The 16,747-nt window shown below is 50.2% G+C and carries 15 protein-coding genes; all 15 read right to left on the bottom strand.

From position 1 onward, the window contains the following. Positions 1-38: 38 nt before the first annotated feature. Positions 39-1,256, bottom strand: coding sequence for an ABC transporter permease (locus tag AF333_RS02635; RefSeq protein WP_043067598.1), 1,218 nt, complete (start codon positions 1,254-1,256; stop codon positions 39-41). Beyond that, positions 1,253-1,951: an ABC transporter ATP-binding protein gene (locus tag AF333_RS02630; protein WP_043067597.1), complete on the bottom strand. Its 699-nt coding sequence runs from the start codon at positions 1,949-1,951 to the stop codon at positions 1,253-1,255. The genes AF333_RS02635 and AF333_RS02630 overlap by 4 nt, the downstream gene beginning before the upstream one ends. After that, on the bottom strand, positions 1,944-2,114 hold the full coding sequence (locus AF333_RS33380; RefSeq protein ID WP_158502503.1) for a hypothetical protein: 171 nt from the start codon (positions 2,112-2,114) through the stop codon (positions 1,944-1,946). Before AF333_RS33380 ends, AF333_RS02630 begins: the two co-directional genes overlap by 8 nt. Positions 2,115-2,131: 17 nt before the next feature. After that, entirely contained in the window at positions 2,132-4,069 is a 1,938-nt protein-coding gene (locus AF333_RS02625) for a polysaccharide biosynthesis protein (RefSeq protein WP_043067596.1), read from the bottom strand. Between the two features lie 19 nt (positions 4,070-4,088). Next, positions 4,089-5,246 carry a DegT/DnrJ/EryC1/StrS family aminotransferase gene (locus AF333_RS02620; protein WP_043067595.1) on the bottom strand — a complete coding sequence of 386 codons (1,158 nt, stop codon included), beginning with the start codon at positions 5,244-5,246 and terminating at the stop codon, positions 4,089-4,091. 2 nt (positions 5,247-5,248) lie between these two features. Then, on the bottom strand, positions 5,249-5,869 hold the full coding sequence (locus tag AF333_RS02615) for a sugar transferase (RefSeq protein WP_043067724.1): 621 nt from the start codon (positions 5,867-5,869) through the stop codon (positions 5,249-5,251). Positions 5,870-5,904: 35 nt separating this feature from the next. Beyond that, positions 5,905-6,615, bottom strand: coding sequence for an acyltransferase (locus AF333_RS02610; RefSeq protein WP_043067594.1), 711 nt, complete (start codon positions 6,613-6,615; stop codon positions 5,905-5,907). Next, positions 6,612-7,916: a glycosyltransferase family 4 protein gene (locus tag AF333_RS02605; protein ID WP_052520632.1), complete on the bottom strand. Its 1,305-nt coding sequence runs from the start codon at positions 7,914-7,916 to the stop codon at positions 6,612-6,614. The genes AF333_RS02610 and AF333_RS02605 overlap by 4 nt, the downstream gene beginning before the upstream one ends. A 65-nt stretch (positions 7,917-7,981) precedes the next feature. Continuing rightward, complete coding sequence (locus tag AF333_RS02600; RefSeq protein ID WP_043067593.1) at positions 7,982-9,133, bottom strand: glycosyltransferase family 4 protein; 1,152 nt, start codon at positions 9,131-9,133, stop codon at positions 7,982-7,984. Next, complete coding sequence (locus AF333_RS02595) at positions 9,130-10,503, bottom strand: hypothetical protein (protein ID WP_043067592.1); 1,374 nt, start codon at positions 10,501-10,503, stop codon at positions 9,130-9,132. The genes AF333_RS02600 and AF333_RS02595 overlap by 4 nt, the downstream gene beginning before the upstream one ends. Beyond that, a complete protein-coding gene (locus tag AF333_RS02590) occupies positions 10,484-11,830 on the bottom strand; it encodes a lipopolysaccharide biosynthesis protein (protein WP_139188869.1) in 1,347 nt (448 codons plus the stop codon). Before AF333_RS02590 ends, AF333_RS02595 begins: the two co-directional genes overlap by 20 nt. 13 nt (positions 11,831-11,843) lie before the next feature. Beyond that, positions 11,844-13,085: a hypothetical protein gene (locus AF333_RS02585; protein ID WP_139188868.1), complete on the bottom strand. Its 1,242-nt coding sequence runs from the start codon at positions 13,083-13,085 to the stop codon at positions 11,844-11,846. 98 nt (positions 13,086-13,183) lie between these two features. After that, the gene (locus AF333_RS02580) at positions 13,184-14,521 is read right to left on the bottom strand and encodes a nucleotide sugar dehydrogenase (protein WP_043067590.1); all 1,338 of its coding nucleotides are present in this window, start codon (positions 14,519-14,521) and stop codon (positions 13,184-13,186) included. Then, complete coding sequence (locus tag AF333_RS02575) at positions 14,518-15,651, bottom strand: DegT/DnrJ/EryC1/StrS family aminotransferase (protein WP_043067589.1); 1,134 nt, start codon at positions 15,649-15,651, stop codon at positions 14,518-14,520. Before AF333_RS02575 ends, AF333_RS02580 begins: the two co-directional genes overlap by 4 nt. 18 nt (positions 15,652-15,669) lie before the next feature. After that, the gene (locus AF333_RS02570) at positions 15,670-16,725 is read right to left on the bottom strand and encodes a Gfo/Idh/MocA family protein (RefSeq protein ID WP_043067588.1); all 1,056 of its coding nucleotides are present in this window, start codon (positions 16,723-16,725) and stop codon (positions 15,670-15,672) included. Positions 16,726-16,747 lie beyond the last annotated feature (22 nt).

The raw sequence follows: 16,747 nt of genomic DNA, 5'->3' as shown, positions 1-16,747 counted from the left end.
ATAGAAAGGCTTTGTGCATGTTTTTCACCTGCCATTGCCTATTCATATCGCAACGCCTCAATCGGAGGAATCCGTACCGCACGAAGGGCCGGAATCATACCGAACAGAAGCCCTGCACCGATGGAAAATACGATCGTGTACGTAACCATCTCCAACGGAATGTGATTTGATAGAATCGGGAAGTAATGATGAATCCAATACATCGCTCCATACGTTGCGGCGAGTCCAAGCGCGGCACCAACAACACTAAGAAAGACGGACTCGAACAGGAACTGGCTTAGAATATGCCACGACCTCGCTCCGACTGCTTTGCGAATGCCGATCTCCCGGGTTCGTTCCTTTACCGTCAATAACATGACATTCATAATGCCAATGCCACCGACGAGAAACGCGATGCCGGTAATAGCAAGCGTGATAATTCCGGCCAAGTTAAGCACTGTCTTGATGACATGGACCGCATCTTCCGCTTTTACAAGATTGAAATCTTTCTTTCCGTGATTCTTACCTATCACATGATTAATCTGCTTTTCCACCTGCGGCACGTTCTCTGTGTTCCTGGCGGTAAAGAATAGCATCGAAGCGTGATCTGTCTTCCCTATCTTCGCTACTACCTGGTACGGAGCATACACGCGGTCATCGATATTGAAGCCGAACATCTTCCTCTCGCCCAGCACTCCGATAATCTTGAATTGTTCGCCATTCACTTTTACTTGCTTACCGATGGCTGGTGTATCACCGAATACGTTCTTCTTAATGTTAGAACCAAGCACAATGACTCGCTTCTGCTGCTCTACTTCCTGCTGGGTAAAGAAGCGGCCTTCAGCAACCCGTGTGTCGAGTAAGGGCGGAAGGTCCGGCGTTGTACCGGTAAAAATCATGTCATATCCCTTCTTCTCATGTACGAGCGCTCCCATGACTTCATTCTGCGGTGCGGCTTTATCCACACCCGCAACCTGCTGCTTTACATCCATCGCGTCCTTGTACGTCAATGTACTTGCCGCTGGTGCAAACGAAGCGAAGTCAGACAGGCTGCTGTCGATGGCTTTTTTGTTCATAAGCTTGCCGGGCACGACCGTAATCTGCTGGGCGCCAAGACCGGAGAATTGCTTGAGCAACGTTTGGTTGAAATTGTACAGCACAGACATCAACGATATGACAAGAAATGCGGCGACAGCAACGCCGAGCAGGGCAAGGAATGAACGTCCCCGATACATCCATATGCCGCGCAGCGCCATCCCCAGGTTCCGCATCATCATCCGAGGCCCGCTCCTTTAACGAGTATTTCACCGTACGGGACAAGTCTACGATTCCGAACATACAGAATTCGATCCGCAATCTCAGCAAGTTCCTGGTCATGCGTAACGAGCATAATCGTGCGCCCCTGTTCGTTCAATTGCTTGAGAATGGAGACGACCTCTTGCTTAGAATCGATGTCAAGATTCCCTGTCGGCTCATCGGCCAGCAGCAGAGACGGGGATGTAACAATCGCGCGGGCGATGGCTACTTTCTGCTTCTGTCCTCCAGATAGGTTCGTCGGCAGCTCTTTCTTACGTGTGAGCATTCCAACCTGTTCAAGCGCTTCGTTCACCCGCTTGCGACGTTCCCGGCTGGATAGCCGGGTGTATTGCAGGGGCAGGGCTACATTCTCCCCTACTGTCAGCCGAGGAATGAGCATGAACTGCTGAAAAATAAAGCCGATATGCCGGTTGCGGACGCAAGCCAGCTTGCCGTCCCCATACCGTGTCACATCTTCTCCGGACAGCAAGTACGTTCCTGTATCCGGCTTGTCCAGTAGACCAAGAATCGTAAGCAGTGTGGATTTACCCGAACCGGACGGCCCCAGAATGGATACGAACTCTCCTTGTTGTACATCTAGGTTCACATTTTCAAGCACAGTGATTCTCTCCCTACCGTCCCGGTAGTGGCGTGAGATTCCTATCAATTCAATCATATCCCCGCTCACTCTCCATGAATGGTTTGAGTTGGAATACAATATCCGAGACAATGTCTCTCGTATCGACTGCTTGTAGTTGCTCACCCTTCTCGTAAATATCAAGCAAGATATCGGTCAGAGCCTTCTGGTCCAGCCCCTTGTCTGCGTTTCTTGTAATCAACAGCTATCAACTCCCCGTCACTTTTCGGCGCCGAGCGCCACCTCCAGCTTCAGCCGATTTACAACAGCTTCAGCCGCTTTCTGTCTGTTCTTCGCTTCTTCCAGGTCAGATGCCGCCAGTTGATATGTCGGCACGAGGTCTTTCAGCATTGCCTTTAGGTGTTCCGGTTCTACCGGCATATAGTTGTTGAAAGCGGCTCGCTCCAGTTTTTCAAGCTTCGCCATGAATTCCTTAACCGAGAAAACGGCAGGTTTACCAATAAAAATACGGTCGTGCGTCGTTCCTGCCGTACCTTCTTCTGCGGTCAGCAATTCCTCATATAACTTCTCGCCTGGACGCATGCCAGTATATTCTACTTTGATATCCCGATCTGGCTCCAATCCAGACAGACGAATCAGATCATGCGCCAGTTTTGCGATTTTCACCGGTTCTCCCATATCCAACACGAACGTCTCGCCACCTTCAGCAATAGCACCCGCCTGAATGACCAGCTGTACAGCCTCCGGAATCGTCATGAAATAACGTACCATCTCTGGGTGGGTGACCGTTACCGGCCCGCCTTCTCTGATTTGCTGTTTAAAAATCGGGATGACGCTGCCCCGGCTACCGAGCACGTTGCCAAACCGAACGGCAACGAACTTGGTTGTACTACGGCGGTTTAAGCTTTGTACAATCATTTCAGCAATCCGCTTAGTCGTCCCCATCACGCTGGTCGGGTTGACCGCCTTATCAGTCGAAATCAGTACGAAGCGCTCCACTCCGAAAAGGTTAGCGCACTGCGCTACATTTTTCGTGCCGATTACATTATTTTTAATCGCTTCAGCCGGATTGCGTTCCATCAGTGGCACATGCTTGTGCGCGGCAGCATGGAAGACAACCGCCGGACGGTACCGATCGAATACTTCAACCATCCGCTGCCGATCCTGAACATCGGCGATAACCGTCTCATACGCCAGGTTTGGATGTTTACGCTTCAATTCATTCTCAATCGCATAGATGCTGTTCTCGCCGTGTCCAAGCAATAGCATTTTCTCCGGTTGGAATCCTGCGATTTGGCGTGACAGCTCTGAGCCGATCGAGCCGCCTGCACCGGTAATGAGCACTGTTTTATTGGTCACATATTCTGCGATGCCTTTCAAATCGACTGCCACCGGGTCACGGCCCAACAGGTCTTCTACATTGACATCACGGATTGTACTGATGGATACGTTACCGTGTATTACATCACTCACACGCGGCAAAATCTTAATGCTGGCGGATGTTTTCTTGCATATCTTGATGACGTTGGCCGTATCCGACTTCGCAGCGGACGGCAGCGCCAGTACAATCGTATCGATGCCGAGTCGCTTAACGACGGCTGGAATGTCCCGTCTCGTTCCAACGACCGGCAACCCTCCAACTTCCATATACAGCTTGGCCGGGTCGTCATCGATAAACGCTACCGGGTACAACGTCGTATCGGGAAAATGCTTTAGCTCTTTTGCCACAAGCGTACCCGCGTCGCCCGCCCCCACGATGAGCGCTTTCTTATGATGCGGCTGGATTTTCACCTGGCTACCGCGTACAATACGCCAGAGAAGGCGCGAGCCGGCAATGCCTATCGTTGTAGTCATCCAGGATAACAAAAAGACGGACAGCGGGATTCCGATATCCATACCGGACGCACGCACTGCGGCGTACAGTATGAGGTTCACTCCAAGTGCGACCGTCGTTGTACGGATAATCAATACCAGCTCCCCTACGCTCGCATATTTCCATACCCGGCGGTACAGGTTGGAAAAATAGAACACGGCGCAGGTGACCAGCCAAACCCCTCCCATCGCGTACGGCATACTATCCCAGAACGGCTCAGGGATTCTGGCTTCGAACCGTAATAGATAGCTGATAAATACCGAACACAATACGATAAACGAATCCACCGCAAGCAATAACATAATTCTTTTGGAATACTTCATGCGGTTTCACCTACTTCCGTTATTTTTCGCATACGACTTGTATGGCGCGTCTTACACCTGCAATTACCCGCTCCTGCTCTTCTTCCGTCAGGCTCGAACCGGAAGGCAGGCATAATCCATTCGCGAATAGCTCATCTGATACACTGCGGTCTTCCGCATGCGGATAATAGTTGCAATCCGTAAACAACGGCTGCAAATGTAGCGGCTTCCAAACCGGTCGCGCTTCAATGTTCTCTTCAGCAAGCGCATCAACAATCTGTACAGCACTAACGCCTGCTGTCTGCTCGTCCACCGTCAACGCCGTCAGCCAGCGGGTCGTATATCCTTCTTCTGCCTCCGGCATGAATGTGAAACCTGGGGTATCGGCCAATGCATTCGCGTAGCGGTCAAATACTGCTCGACGCGCCTGAATCCGGTCATCAAGCACACGCAACTGTCCTCGCCCGACTCCGGCTAGAATGTTACTCATGCGGTAGTTGTAGCCAAGCTCACTGTGCTGGTAATGACGAGCCTGATCACGAGCCTGTGTAGACCAGAAGCGCGCTTTCTCCAATGCTTCGATATCGTCAGAGACGAGCATGCCACCACCGGACGTAGAGATGATTTTATTGCCGTTAAAGGAATAAATGCCGAACCTTCCGAATGTACCACTGCTTTTTCCTTTATAGGTCGCGCCGAGCGATTCGGCTGCATCTTCAATAACTGGCACACCGTAGCGGTCGCAGATGGCCAGCAGCGGCTCCATGTCCGCGCTTTGCCCGTACAGATTGACAATGACGACCGCTTTCGGAAGCGTTCCTGCCGTCTCAGCATCCTGCATCGCTCTCTCCAGTGCGTCCGGCGACATGTTCCATGTATTCGGCTCCGAATCGATAAATACCGGAGTCGCACCCTGGTACAGTATCGGATTAGCGCTTGCCACAAAGGTCAAACTGGAGCAGAATACCGTATCGCCTGCGCTAACATCCAGTAGACGCAACGCGAGGTGAATTGCTGCCGTACCGGAACTAAGTGCAAGTGCTCCCTGCACACCGACGTACTCAGCCAGTTCGAGCTCAAAGCCTTCCACATTTGGGCCGAGCGGCGCAATCCAGTTCGTTTCAAACGCCTCGGCAATATATTTTTGTTCTTCTCCACCCATATGTGGGGGAGATAAATAAATCCGCTGATTCATCATTCTTACGCCTTCTTTCGTTCGTTTTCATGTGCTTGTGTCTGTCCCATAAACTTCGTCATGGTCGCATGGCCTTCTTTGCTAACGCCTTCTGAACGAATGACCTTAAAGAAGGTCAGCCACAGGATTTTCAAATCAAGCCAGAACGACTGGTTCTCGACATACCACACATCGAGCTCGAATTTCTCCTCCCAGCTAATCGCGTTGCGTCCGTTTACTTGTGCCCATCCAGTAATGCCTGGCTTAACCTCATGGCGACGGGCCTGCCGTGACGTGTACCTGGGCAAGTATTCCATCAGCAGCGGGCGCGGCCCAACAAGGCTGATGTCGCCTTTCACTACATTAAATAGCTGCGGCAGCTCGTCAAGGCTAAGCTTACGCAACAGTCGGCCGAACCGGGTCAAACGCACATCGTCTGGAAGCAGATTCCCATGTCCGTCCCGTTCATCCGTCATCGTACGGAACTTATAAATATGAAATGGCTTGCCATGAAGCCCGGGACGCTCCTGTTTAAACAGAACCGGTGTGCCAAGTTTGCGTCGGACCAGCAGAGCACATGCCCCGATAATCGGAAGCGTGATGAATAGCAGAGAAAGTGAGCAAACAAGATCGAATGACCGTTTCACCATGCTTCTCCCTCCGTTTCGCTGCTCTATATAAGTTATTCCTGGTTGCGTAGCAATTGATCCTGCGGCACGTCCCGCAACTTCTTGGCCGGGATGCCGACAACCAGTTCTTCTTTCTTCACATCACGGGTTACGATGCTGCCAGCCGCGACCGTTCCGTCCTCTTCAATCGTGATGCCCGGCAATGTAATCGCGTTTGCCCCGATGCGGCCGCCGTCTTTTACCGTTACACCCTTCATCTTGTCAAAACGCTCTTTGCTGCGGGCCATATAGTTATCGTTGCTAGTCACAACGCATGGTGCAACGAATACATAGTTGCCCAGATTGGAATATGCGGTAATATAGCAATTCGTCTCCAGCTTGCACTTGCGTCCGATTGTGCAATCATTCTCGATGGCGACACCACGACCAACAATCGTTCTTTCTCCCACTGTTACGCGCTCTCTAATGGTAGCAAGGTCAGCGACGAATACATCGTTTTCCAGTATCGCACCGGCATAAATAATAGATGACGTTCCGATCGTGCAACCGTCGCCGATGATAACAGGTGGATTTTTCTTCACTTCTTTTAAAACCGAGTTTTTCGCTTTGGTCGGCTGCTTACCAATAATGACATTATCCTGGATGATGACGTTATCTCCGATGACACTGCCCTCATAGATGATGACATTATGACCGATGGTGACATTCTCACCCAATACGACCGAATCTTCGATGATGGTATTTTTTCCAAACGTAATATTCATGCGTTGTATTCCTTCCTCTCATTTTTCGGTAAGGTGCGTACCGCCTGTACCGACACAGCGTTTATATCGCGTACCGGGATATCTTTTTCGATGACATCCATCAAGCGGTAAGCGAGTTTCTTCCATGCGTGATTGTTCTCTACATACTTGCGTCCCTTCTCGCCCATCTGCTGTAGCGCAGTACGGTTCAGTGCCAGGAATTGCAGTGATTCCGCCATCTGCTTCGGATTGCTGACCTTCATTCCGGCACCGGACATCTCAATCGGCGTTTCCTCAAGCTGGCACAGCAGCACAATCGGAAGGGAGGCGGCCATGTAATCGTACATCTTATTCAAGCTGAAGCCCCATTTATAAATCTCCGCATCCTGCATAGAAATCACGCCGATATCGGAGCGAAGCAGGATAGTCGGAATATCTTCTTTTTTGACCGGAGGAACGAACGTAATGTTGGTAAGTTTCTCTTGTCTCGCCCGTTCCACAAGCCGTTGCTTCTCCGGTCCATCCCCTACCATAACGAAGTGAATCTGATTGTTCCTATCTTTAAGAATGCCTGCCGCATCCAGTATCGGGTCAAGATGATTGGCTATCCCGTGCGCCCCCGTATACGTCACAACAAGTTTTCCTTCCAGAGAAGCGAATACCCGCTCCAGGTCGTTGGAGAGCAGGGTATCCCCTTTATACCGGTCCAGATCTGCTCCGTTCGGCAGATAGACTACCTTTTCGGTATCGAAGCCTTGCCCGGCAACGTACTGGTCAGCTTTGTCAAATAAGACGATAATCCGCCGCGCATTTCTATATAGGAAGTGTTCCAGCTTGCGAAGCATCCAGACGACAGGATTATTGCTGGACACTTTACCTAAATCGATAAGCGTCTGCGGCCAGAGATCACGCTCCTCAAAATAGAAGGTGCATTTGTATTTACGTGCCAGCATGCAGCCGACCAGCGCGGCCAGCGGATGCATAAGCGTTCCGATAATAAGATCCGGCTTTTCGTTCCTTTTCTTGCCCAGCATATACGATTGCACAGTATAGCTCAGCATATTGGCAACCCGTCGCCAGTCGTTACGCTTGTACTCCGGGGTTTTAATCCAGACGAAGCGGACGCCGTTATATGTCTCTTCCTTCCACTTCATGTCCGGCTCCGGAATATAACGTTCCTTGCGTTCCTGATGAGAGAAAGAAGAGGCGAAAATTGTTACGTTATAATTGCGTTTTACAAGCTCTCTTGCTAGATCATAGTGACGTGTTCCCCCGCTTGCACCAGGCGCAATTGCATAATGGTTAAAAATCCAAATGTTCATTTCTTTTTTCTCTCCCCCTTTCTCTACGGAGTAAGATGGATGCAATCGTACGGTTAAAAGCAAATTTACTGTGAAGATGCCTGCTTTTGAAGCGGTATCGACCGCTGCGTTCCAGGTCCGAAGCCCTCATACATCGCAACAAGCTTTTTGGCTTCCATCTCCCAGCTATATTTCTCCTCAATGGCACGTCGGCCATTGTCACCCATTCGCTTGGCTTCTTCGGGATGATCGACAAGATATTGAATCGCTTCGGCAATTTGCTTATCGTCAAGCGGATCGACGCAGATGCCGCACTCATTCCCTTCAACAATCTCGCGCCAGAGCGGAAAGTCAGAAGCAATGACCGGGATGCCAGCAGCCATATATTCGAACATCTTTACAGGCAACGCATCCTTGTAATTGATAATCGGATGGAGCGTGACCAGCCCAGCCATGCTGCGTCCCAGTATTTGCTGCACTTCCTCACGGCTTACATGTCCGAACTCCTCTACACGCTCCCAGCCAGGAATTCGGGTTGTCTCGTCACGAAGTGATGCCGGAATGAACTTGCCTGCCAGAAGCAACTTCGTATCGGTTCTTCCCATGGCTTTTACCATCTCTTGAATGCCGCGTTTCACGCTGATACCGCCCACATATGTGACGGCCCGTTCCTTGCGCGACCAATCCCGCTCCGGCGTCACGAATTCAGCTAGAAGCGGATAATTGTTAACATACAGGGAGTGGCAGCCAATACGGGCGAATCGCTTGCTGATGAATGGCGTTGCTGCCGCGATCGTATCAAATCGTTTTGCCGCGAAGTTCTCGAACGTTTCGAACGTGCGGGAGATAACCTTGCGCAGTGGTGCAGGAATCCAATACTTTGAGAGAATTTGCCGCGGTACATCTTCATGCACGTCATAGACAACTTTTTTGCCTTTCATCTTGAGCAGCAGACCTACCGGAAGCAATTCCGGGTCATGGAAATGATACGCATCCGCATCGATCTCTATCGCTTTACGGTAGACATCACGTACCGTCTTTGTCATGCGGTTCAGTCTGCCCCGTCCGCGTGTAATCGAATGAAAGCGGACCCCGTTATGCATACCTGCGGGCGCATCCGGTACGATGAGATGCGTCTCATATCCGGCACCCGCAAGCGAGCTGCATTCTTTCGTAAAAATCCTTGTATCCATCGGTGGATGAACGGATGTGAGGTGGCAGATTACAAAATTTCTCATAAGTCACGCTCCGTATATTGTGATAATGAAGCAACAGGTGATAGCGGCATGCTCTTCTTCCATATTTCTTCAGGAGAGAATGTCGCTTCGCTCTCCTCCTTCTTCTTTATGCTCGGTAGAATATAGGCCAAGATAAGGGCCAGAAGAATACCGTGCGTAAGAAGGGTGGTTAAAAGCGCCGAATTGGATAGCGCAAACGTCGGTATGCCAAGCATCAGGCATTTCACCTGATACTCGCAGTGCCGGGTAATGCTGTCGAATAGCCACAGCACCGCCCCCAATAGCATCGTGAATACGAATAGCCCCAGGTATCCGAAGTTAGCGTAGCTATCGGCCCACAGATTAGCGTTTGCTGCCATCGATGCACTACCCATATACTGATAGCCGATAACGTATACCGGCTTCATCGTATATGGATAATCCAGAAAGCTTTTGAATATACTGTGGGCCAGATGTACCTGTGGATTGTTCGTGAAAAACTCGTAGTAATAACCAGTCAGAAGCCCCGGTGTCAGAATGAGTCGACGTACGAACAACGATACGAGCACCATATCTTCAAGGAATGCATCCACGAGTACGCACAATACTGTGAATATGGCAGCACCGTATAGCATGCTAATGCCAAATCCGTTCTTCTTACGGTTCAGTAGAAGTAGGAGAACGATATTGAGCAGCAGCGAGAAGAAAATACTTTTCTGTCCGGTAATCGAGAAAATAAACATCTGACCAAACAGGCCAGCCGCTACCAGCCCTGGCTTCCTCGTTACCAGACCGTACGCCATGATTAGCGGATTGATAACGCCTGACTGCCAGGCTATGGCGTAGGATACGAGACCGCCGCCGCTCTCCTTATATTTCTCACGCACGTCATACACATCCGATAGAGCACCTACGTCAAAACGGACTCCGTATGTGGCGACGATAAGTCCATAGAAAACCGCACTAATGAGCGCAATGCCAAGCCAGAACAAAACCGGCGGCAATTCAAGGCGGCGAATCGGCAAATACGGCAGGCGGGTGGATGCGCCCAGTATAGCGAACACGGCCAATAGTGACAGCGAAAACGCTACGACTTTGCCGTCCTCCATCCTCAACGTATAAAAAGGAATGATGGAAGCCGGAATGTAGACCAATACATACAGTATCCAATACACTACCTGCGAAGGACGTTTCACTACAAGCGGCATCCATAGTGCAGGCAAAGCAGCAGCCGCAAAAGCCAGCATTACCATGGATGAAGAAGGCGAATAATAAACATAGCCCATGTACGCGAAGGCTGGAGAAACTAAATCGATATAAACCCAGCTCAACAGCCCTCCATAAATAAGAGCGCCGAGAAGCAGGAGAATTCTACCCTTGATGTTGTTCATGTTGTGTTCCTTTTTTGGAATGTTGGATGACAGCTTGTGCCGACAGGAAGAATAGCACCACGTAGCAGACGAACATGCCTGCACCGTAGATGACAATCGCTTCTCTGGCCGGAAGTTTCAATACCGATGACAGCACCAGACCTCCAATGATGATGACAAAACGGAAGATATCCCAGGCCAACTGCATCCCCTGGCGCTCCAGCATGTTTAATGTCTGTGATAGAGGTACGACGACGAACTGCGCGATAAAGCCAAGCGTCATAATCTGGATGTAGATGCCCGCTTCTCCCCATTCATCACCAAAAATCAATTCGAATGCCCATGGAGCGACCAATGCCAGCAGACCAATCGGAACGCCGCCGAGCAAAAACAGCTTGCTTGCCGCTTTGAAATACAATTTTTTCAACGCGACCGGATTCTCCCGTGCCAGCCGGGCCGATTCACCGAAGAATACCTGGGCGACCGATTGGCCCACCATCGTCATCGGTGCGCCAACAACCCGCTGTACGAGCGCATAGAATCCGCCGATCTGCGTTCCGAAGAACATAACGAGCAGAAGTGGTGGTAACTGCAAGCCCGCACTATTAAACAACGATGAAAAACTGGTCAGAAGCGGAAAACGCTTATAGCGTACGGCCATCTGTTTCATGCGGGTGCCGGATACGGCTTTAAGCGCTGTGCGATCCGTACGGAATACACTGCGCGCCAGTGTTCCGCTTCCACCAATGCGACCGATGGCGTCCCCCAGCAGAAGACCTAGCGGACGCCAGGCCATAAGACCGCAGGCAATCTGCGTGATCACCTGGGCTGTACTCTGCCGTACCTTCGTAGCGGCGACACGGCCAAATTCCCGCTTGCGCACCGACCAGTAGTTCAGAATTTGGTAAAGCCCGACACCGAATACACTACAGGGTAAAAGCCAGAGATACGGACCTAACGCAGGCGCATTGACCTGCTGCACAAGCGCATCTCCGAACACCCATACAAGAATACCGGTCAGCGCGGTCATTCCTACCAGCGTAAGCAGTGATAGAACCATTATGTTCGCCGCGTCTTCTTCTGTATCTGGTAGGAGAATGGCCAATTCATAACGTAATGATGCTATCACTGCCAAAACTGAAAGCAATGAAGCATATACAGCCAGCGTTCCGAAATCTTCGGGCCGATACATCCGGGTTAACAGCGGAGAAACCGCTACCACCAACAGCTGGGCGAATGCGGTTCCGCCTGTTAATACCAATACATTGCGGATAAACGAACCCCCGGAAAAGAACTTTTTTACCCGCATCATGATTCCAACATTTCCAAGCAAAGGACTATTGTTCACTCCTCTCTTCTCGCTAGTTTTTTAGTTTCACTTCCATTCCGCTCGATAAATCCATCAGCAGCGAGCGAAGCTTTACTTGCTGCTGGGTTGATGCCTGCTTGCGTGGCGTATCCGGTTCATTGTAGATGCCCGCCACATTAGCGATACTAGGAAACTGTTGCGACATCTTATCGTATACGTGGCGTATTCTCTCTGAATCAAGGAATGTCCACCAGCCAAGCAATAGCGTACCGGAAAGCTCATATGGCCCGTAGCCATTATCTGTGCCAAGACTTTGGTAGCCCCAGCGATATACGCCGTTTCGTCCATCGATGAAATTCTTCGTTCGGTAGGCTGGAAAATCACGCGATGGCTGAATCAACACTTGCTCATAGAATTGTTTTTCCATTCCCTTACGCAGCGCCTCGTAGAATCTACGGTTCGTCGAGTCTTTCTGCTGCGCCTGCGACATGCTCAGCAGCCAGAGCGGAAAGCGGTGGCTGTGCGATGTATCCCAGGCAATATCTTTCACAGGAGCCGGTTTCATGTTCGCTTTTTTCTCCCGTCGTCCCGCATATAGATAATCCGGATGGTCCGACCAGATACCAGGCTGGAATACCCAGCGCCCGTCTCCTCTGAATTTCACGCCTTTACGAAAAGCTTTATCCGCTGTAGCCAGTACGTCGGTTATTAGCGGCGATTCAATCTTGCCGTTAAACGTTTCCCGTTCATATGTGCGCAAGTCAGCAGCAATAGCAAATAAAAACAATTCTTCATCCATAATCGCCGTATAATAGCGCTTATCCGTCTTCGGTTCAGAGAGCTTCCATACGACGCGTTCTTTCATTCCGCCTTCAAACGGTTTACGGCCCCATTGCCAGGCTGGTGCTTGCTTCCATAGCCTTTCCACTTCACGATACAGAACGGAAGGCATGTACGTCGGAATTAACTCCCGCTTACCCGACTGCGTAGCCAGAACAAGAAAACGGCTGGAAAGATATAAATACTGCAGTCTCCCCAGCCTGTCTTCCATCTTCTCGTTCCCGCTTTCCGCTTCAAGCCGGGCGAACTCCCGGGCGAAATGACCCGAGAATTCCTGCTGCCATCTTTTCTCGTGCATCGTGAACGCCGCATGCAGTGGAACCATCAACATTTGCCCCGCATCGTACATCTCCTGGCTTGTACCAAGTGTCCGGCCCAGATATGGTGTAACTGTTTCTTCCCACAGCTCCTTCTCCTGTCGGTTAGCTCCAGGCGAGTACCACCAGGAGTACAATGTGCTGAAAAGGAAGAACGCAGCAAGGCAAACGAGTATGATTTTGACCCACCCAGCCTGTTTTGTCCATGTGCCCTTGATGGTACTCCCTCAACTTCCTATAGAATTTCATAGAGCTTCGGCTTCGCTTCGGTTTTGAGTGCATTCCGCGTATCAAGAACGGCAGGCGCAAACCGGCTAATTAAGCTATAATCGAACGCGGTATGGTCGGTCGTTACCATAACAAGGTCTGACTTTTGCAAGCTTTCCTGCGTTAGCCCGACCGCATGGTATTCTTTGCCGCGCCGTTTAAATGACGGAATATGCGGATCACTGTATACGATGTTCGCTCCCTTTTCTTCGAGGATATCAATGATATTGAGCACTGGTGATTCCCGAATATCGTTAATATCTTTCTTATACGCTACGCCGAGCAAGTATACAGTGGAGCCTTTCAACGGTTTGCCTTCCTTGTTCAACAGGTTGGCCGCACGCTCGGCGACGAACTCTGGCATGCTATTGTTGATCTCACCGGCAAGCTCAATCAAACGTGTATGATAGTTATACTCACGCGCTTTCCAGGTCAGATAGAACGGGTCTATAGGAATGCAATGGCCGCCAAGCCCTGGTCCCGGATAGAACGCCATGAATCCGTATGGTTTTGTTTTGGCTGCATCGATCATCTCCCAGACGTCAATGCCCATCTTATTGCAAAGAATCGCCATTTCATTCGCCAACGCGATATTGATATGACGGAACGTGTTCTCATAAATCTTCTCCAGCTCCGCCACCGCCGGGCTGGATACTTCGTGCACATCCCCTTCAAGTACGGAACGGTACATAGACGCCGCTACTTTCGTGCAATTCGGCGTTACGCCCCCAACGACTTTCGGCGTGTTCTTCGTGTTGTAGTGTTTGTTGCCAGGGTCGACACGTTCCGGCGAGTATGCAAGGAAGAAATCCTTCCCGCATACAAGGCCGGACTCTTCGAGAATCGGCTTGAGCAATTCTTCTGTAGTGCCCGGGTATGTTGTGCTCTCAAGCACAACGAGCATGCCCGGATGCAAATACTTGGCAATTTCACGTGCAGAGGATTCGACATAACTCGTATCCGGCTGCTGGTACGTGTCCAGTGGCGTCGGTACGCAGATGGCGATCGCGTCCACTTCGTTGATGAACGAATAGTCTGATGTGGCGCGCAGCTTTTGTTGCTGTACAATCTCACGCAAGTCATTATCAACGACGTCTCCAATATAATTAACGCCTTCATTGACCATGTCCACTTTACTTGACTGAACATCGAAGCCAATTACGTTGTATCCGGCTTTCGCCTTTTCTACCGCGAGTGGCAGACCCACATAGCCGAGGCCAACTACACCGATTACCGCGGTTTTTTGCTCGATCTTCTGGATAAGCTCTTCAGCTAGTGAAGAAGCAACTGCTACTGATGGAGTCATACTCTCTCTCCCTTCGCTTCAAAAAATTCGCGTACAACCGAGATAACATATTCTTGATCGTCCATTGTCAGTTCCGGATAGAGCGGCAGCGCCATTGTCCCAAGCGAAGCCTTCTCCGATTCGGCGAGGCTTCCATCTTCGTATTCGAGATCGCTGTATACCTCCTGCTTATGTAGCGGAACAGGATAGTACACGCCGGAAGCAATACCGTGCTCTTTGAGGTGAGCCATCAATTCATCACGATATTTAGTTTGGATGATATACAGATGGAATACGGCTTCACGATTTTCCTTTACATATGGCAGTGTAATCGACAAATCTTTCAATGCTTCGTTATAAATAGCGGCTTTGTCGCGGCGCTGCTGATTCCATTGATCGATGTACTTCAGCTTTACCTGTAGCATAGCTGCTTGCAGTGCATCCAGACGGCTATTGTAGCCGATAACGGAGTGATAGTATTTCGGATTGCTACCGTGGACGCGCAAAATTTGAATTTTACGAGCCAGTTCTTCATCGTTCGTTACTACGATACCGCCATCACCATATCCGCCGAGATTCTTCGTCGGAAAGAATGAAAAGCAACCGGCTGTACCCAGCGAACCGATGCGCTTGCCTTTATATCTCGAACCAATAGCCTGACATGCATCCTCGACAACAAATACATTATGTTTGTTTGCAATCTCTAGTATTTCGTCCATATCTACCGGTTGGCCGAAAATATGAACTGGCATAATCGCTTTCGTTTTTGGCGTGATAGCGGCTTCTAGCTTGGCCGGGTCCATGTTATACGTATCCGGATCGATGTCAACAAATACCGGTGTGGCACCCAGTTGAGAGATGACCTCCGCAGAAGCAAAGAACGTAAACGGCGTCGTGATGACTTCATCTCCAGCTCCAACACCAAGCGCATCGAGCGTGAGAAGTAGAGCATCCGTACCATTGGCAACACCGATCGCATACTTTGTGCCGCAATATTCAGCCATTGCTTGCTCAAAGCTTTTTACGAACGGGCCCATGATATAATTCCCGCTCTCTAGGACGTTATCTACCGCTTGTTTAATTTCAGGTTTAATATCTTCATACTGGGCAGTCAAATCCAGTAAAGATACTTTACGCATTGTTTGTTCCATATTGTCTCTGTTCTCCTCTCACTGTTGGCTGCTAACTAATTCCTTGCTTTCGCCCCATTTGACGGGTGCATGTTTTTCCGCCGCTTCGTATACGGTCAGAACGAGCTGCAGTGCATTGCGGCCATCCTGTCCTGTAACCAGCGGCTCTCTATCTTCCCGAATCGCATCGGCCATGTCCGCGATGATATGTTGATGCCCGGGTGTTCCGAACGGATCTTGCTCTACCTGTTCAATGACCCGTGCCGTCTCCTCTTCCGATACGCCTTCAAAGATCAGATGCTTTATCCAGTTAGCCGTACGTCCGGAAATAACGGCAGTGCCCGTTTCGCCGAAGATGCTAAGCGATTCTTCATAGTTTTTCGGGTAAATCGTCGCCGCCGCCTCGATGATACCAAGCGTACCGTCTTTGAACCTCAGAACGGCAACAGATACGTCTTCCGCTTCAATGTCACGCAAGCGTGTTGCGTTGTATGCTTGTACTTCTTCAACGGGTCCTGTTAGCCAGTACATCAAATCCAAATTGTGAATCGCCTGGTTCATGAGCACGCCCCCATCAAGCGCTTTCGTACCACGCCACGGTGCCTGATCATAATACGCCTGGTTGCGATTCCAGCGTACCGTCGCATTCACATGACTTAACTTGCCGAATAGCCCCCGATCTTTGAATTTTTTCAATTCCATAACGGCCGGGCGAAACCGGTTTGGATGTACGACAGACAACTTAACACCGTTGTCCTTACATGCCTGAATGATGCGGTCTGCATCTTCGAGAGTAAGCGCAATGGGCTTCTCTACGACAACGTGCTTTTTAGCCTGTGCAGCCTGGACCGCAAGCGGCGCATGCAATCCGCTCGGAGTGCAGATAGAAACCGCGTCAAGTTCGGTTTCCTTCTCAAGCATTTCTTCAAGTGAAAGATATCCGCGCACATGATGCGTGTCCGCATATTCCTTTAGTCGTTCCGGATTGGTATCGCATACCGCTGCCAGAGTTGCATTTGGAATATTCCGAATCGCCTCGATATGCTTGTTTGCGATATGTCCACATCCGACAATAGCAAACGAAATAGTAGACATAGAGCCACTTCCTTCGTTGTAA

Source organism: Aneurinibacillus migulanus (genome assembly GCF_001274715.1).
Classification (GTDB): domain Bacteria; phylum Bacillota; class Bacilli; order Aneurinibacillales; family Aneurinibacillaceae; genus Aneurinibacillus; species Aneurinibacillus migulanus.
Note: the sequence above shows the minus strand (reverse complement) of the source record. Positions and strands in the feature narration are given on the sequence as shown.

Coding starts and splice junctions, on each gene's coding strand:
- AF333_RS02595 (WP_043067592.1), bottom strand. CDS start 10,503: ATGAACAACATCAAGGGTAGAATTCTCCTGCTTCTCGGCGCTCTTATT.
- AF333_RS02620 (WP_043067595.1), bottom strand. CDS start 5,246: ATGATGAATCAGCGGATTTATTTATCTCCCCCACATATGGGTGGAGAA.
- AF333_RS02600 (WP_043067593.1), bottom strand. CDS start 9,133: ATGAGAAATTTTGTAATCTGCCACCTCACATCCGTTCATCCACCGATG.
- AF333_RS02570 (WP_043067588.1), bottom strand. CDS start 16,725: ATGTCTACTATTTCGTTTGCTATTGTCGGATGTGGACATATCGCAAAC.
- AF333_RS02625 (WP_043067596.1), bottom strand. CDS start 4,069: ATGAAGTATTCCAAAAGAATTATGTTATTGCTTGCGGTGGATTCGTTT.
- AF333_RS02630 (WP_043067597.1), bottom strand. CDS start 1,951: ATGATTGAATTGATAGGAATCTCACGCCACTACCGGGACGGTAGGGAG.
- AF333_RS02580 (WP_043067590.1), bottom strand. CDS start 14,521: ATGACTCCATCAGTAGCAGTTGCTTCTTCACTAGCTGAAGAGCTTATC.
- AF333_RS02610 (WP_043067594.1), bottom strand. CDS start 6,615: ATGAATATTACGTTTGGAAAAAATACCATCATCGAAGATTCGGTCGTA.
- AF333_RS02605 (WP_052520632.1), bottom strand. CDS start 7,916: ATGAACATTTGGATTTTTAACCATTATGCAATTGCGCCTGGTGCAAGC.
- AF333_RS02575 (WP_043067589.1), bottom strand. CDS start 15,651: ATGGAACAAACAATGCGTAAAGTATCTTTACTGGATTTGACTGCCCAG.
- AF333_RS02635 (WP_043067598.1), bottom strand. CDS start 1,256: ATGATGATGCGGAACCTGGGGATGGCGCTGCGCGGCATATGGATGTAT.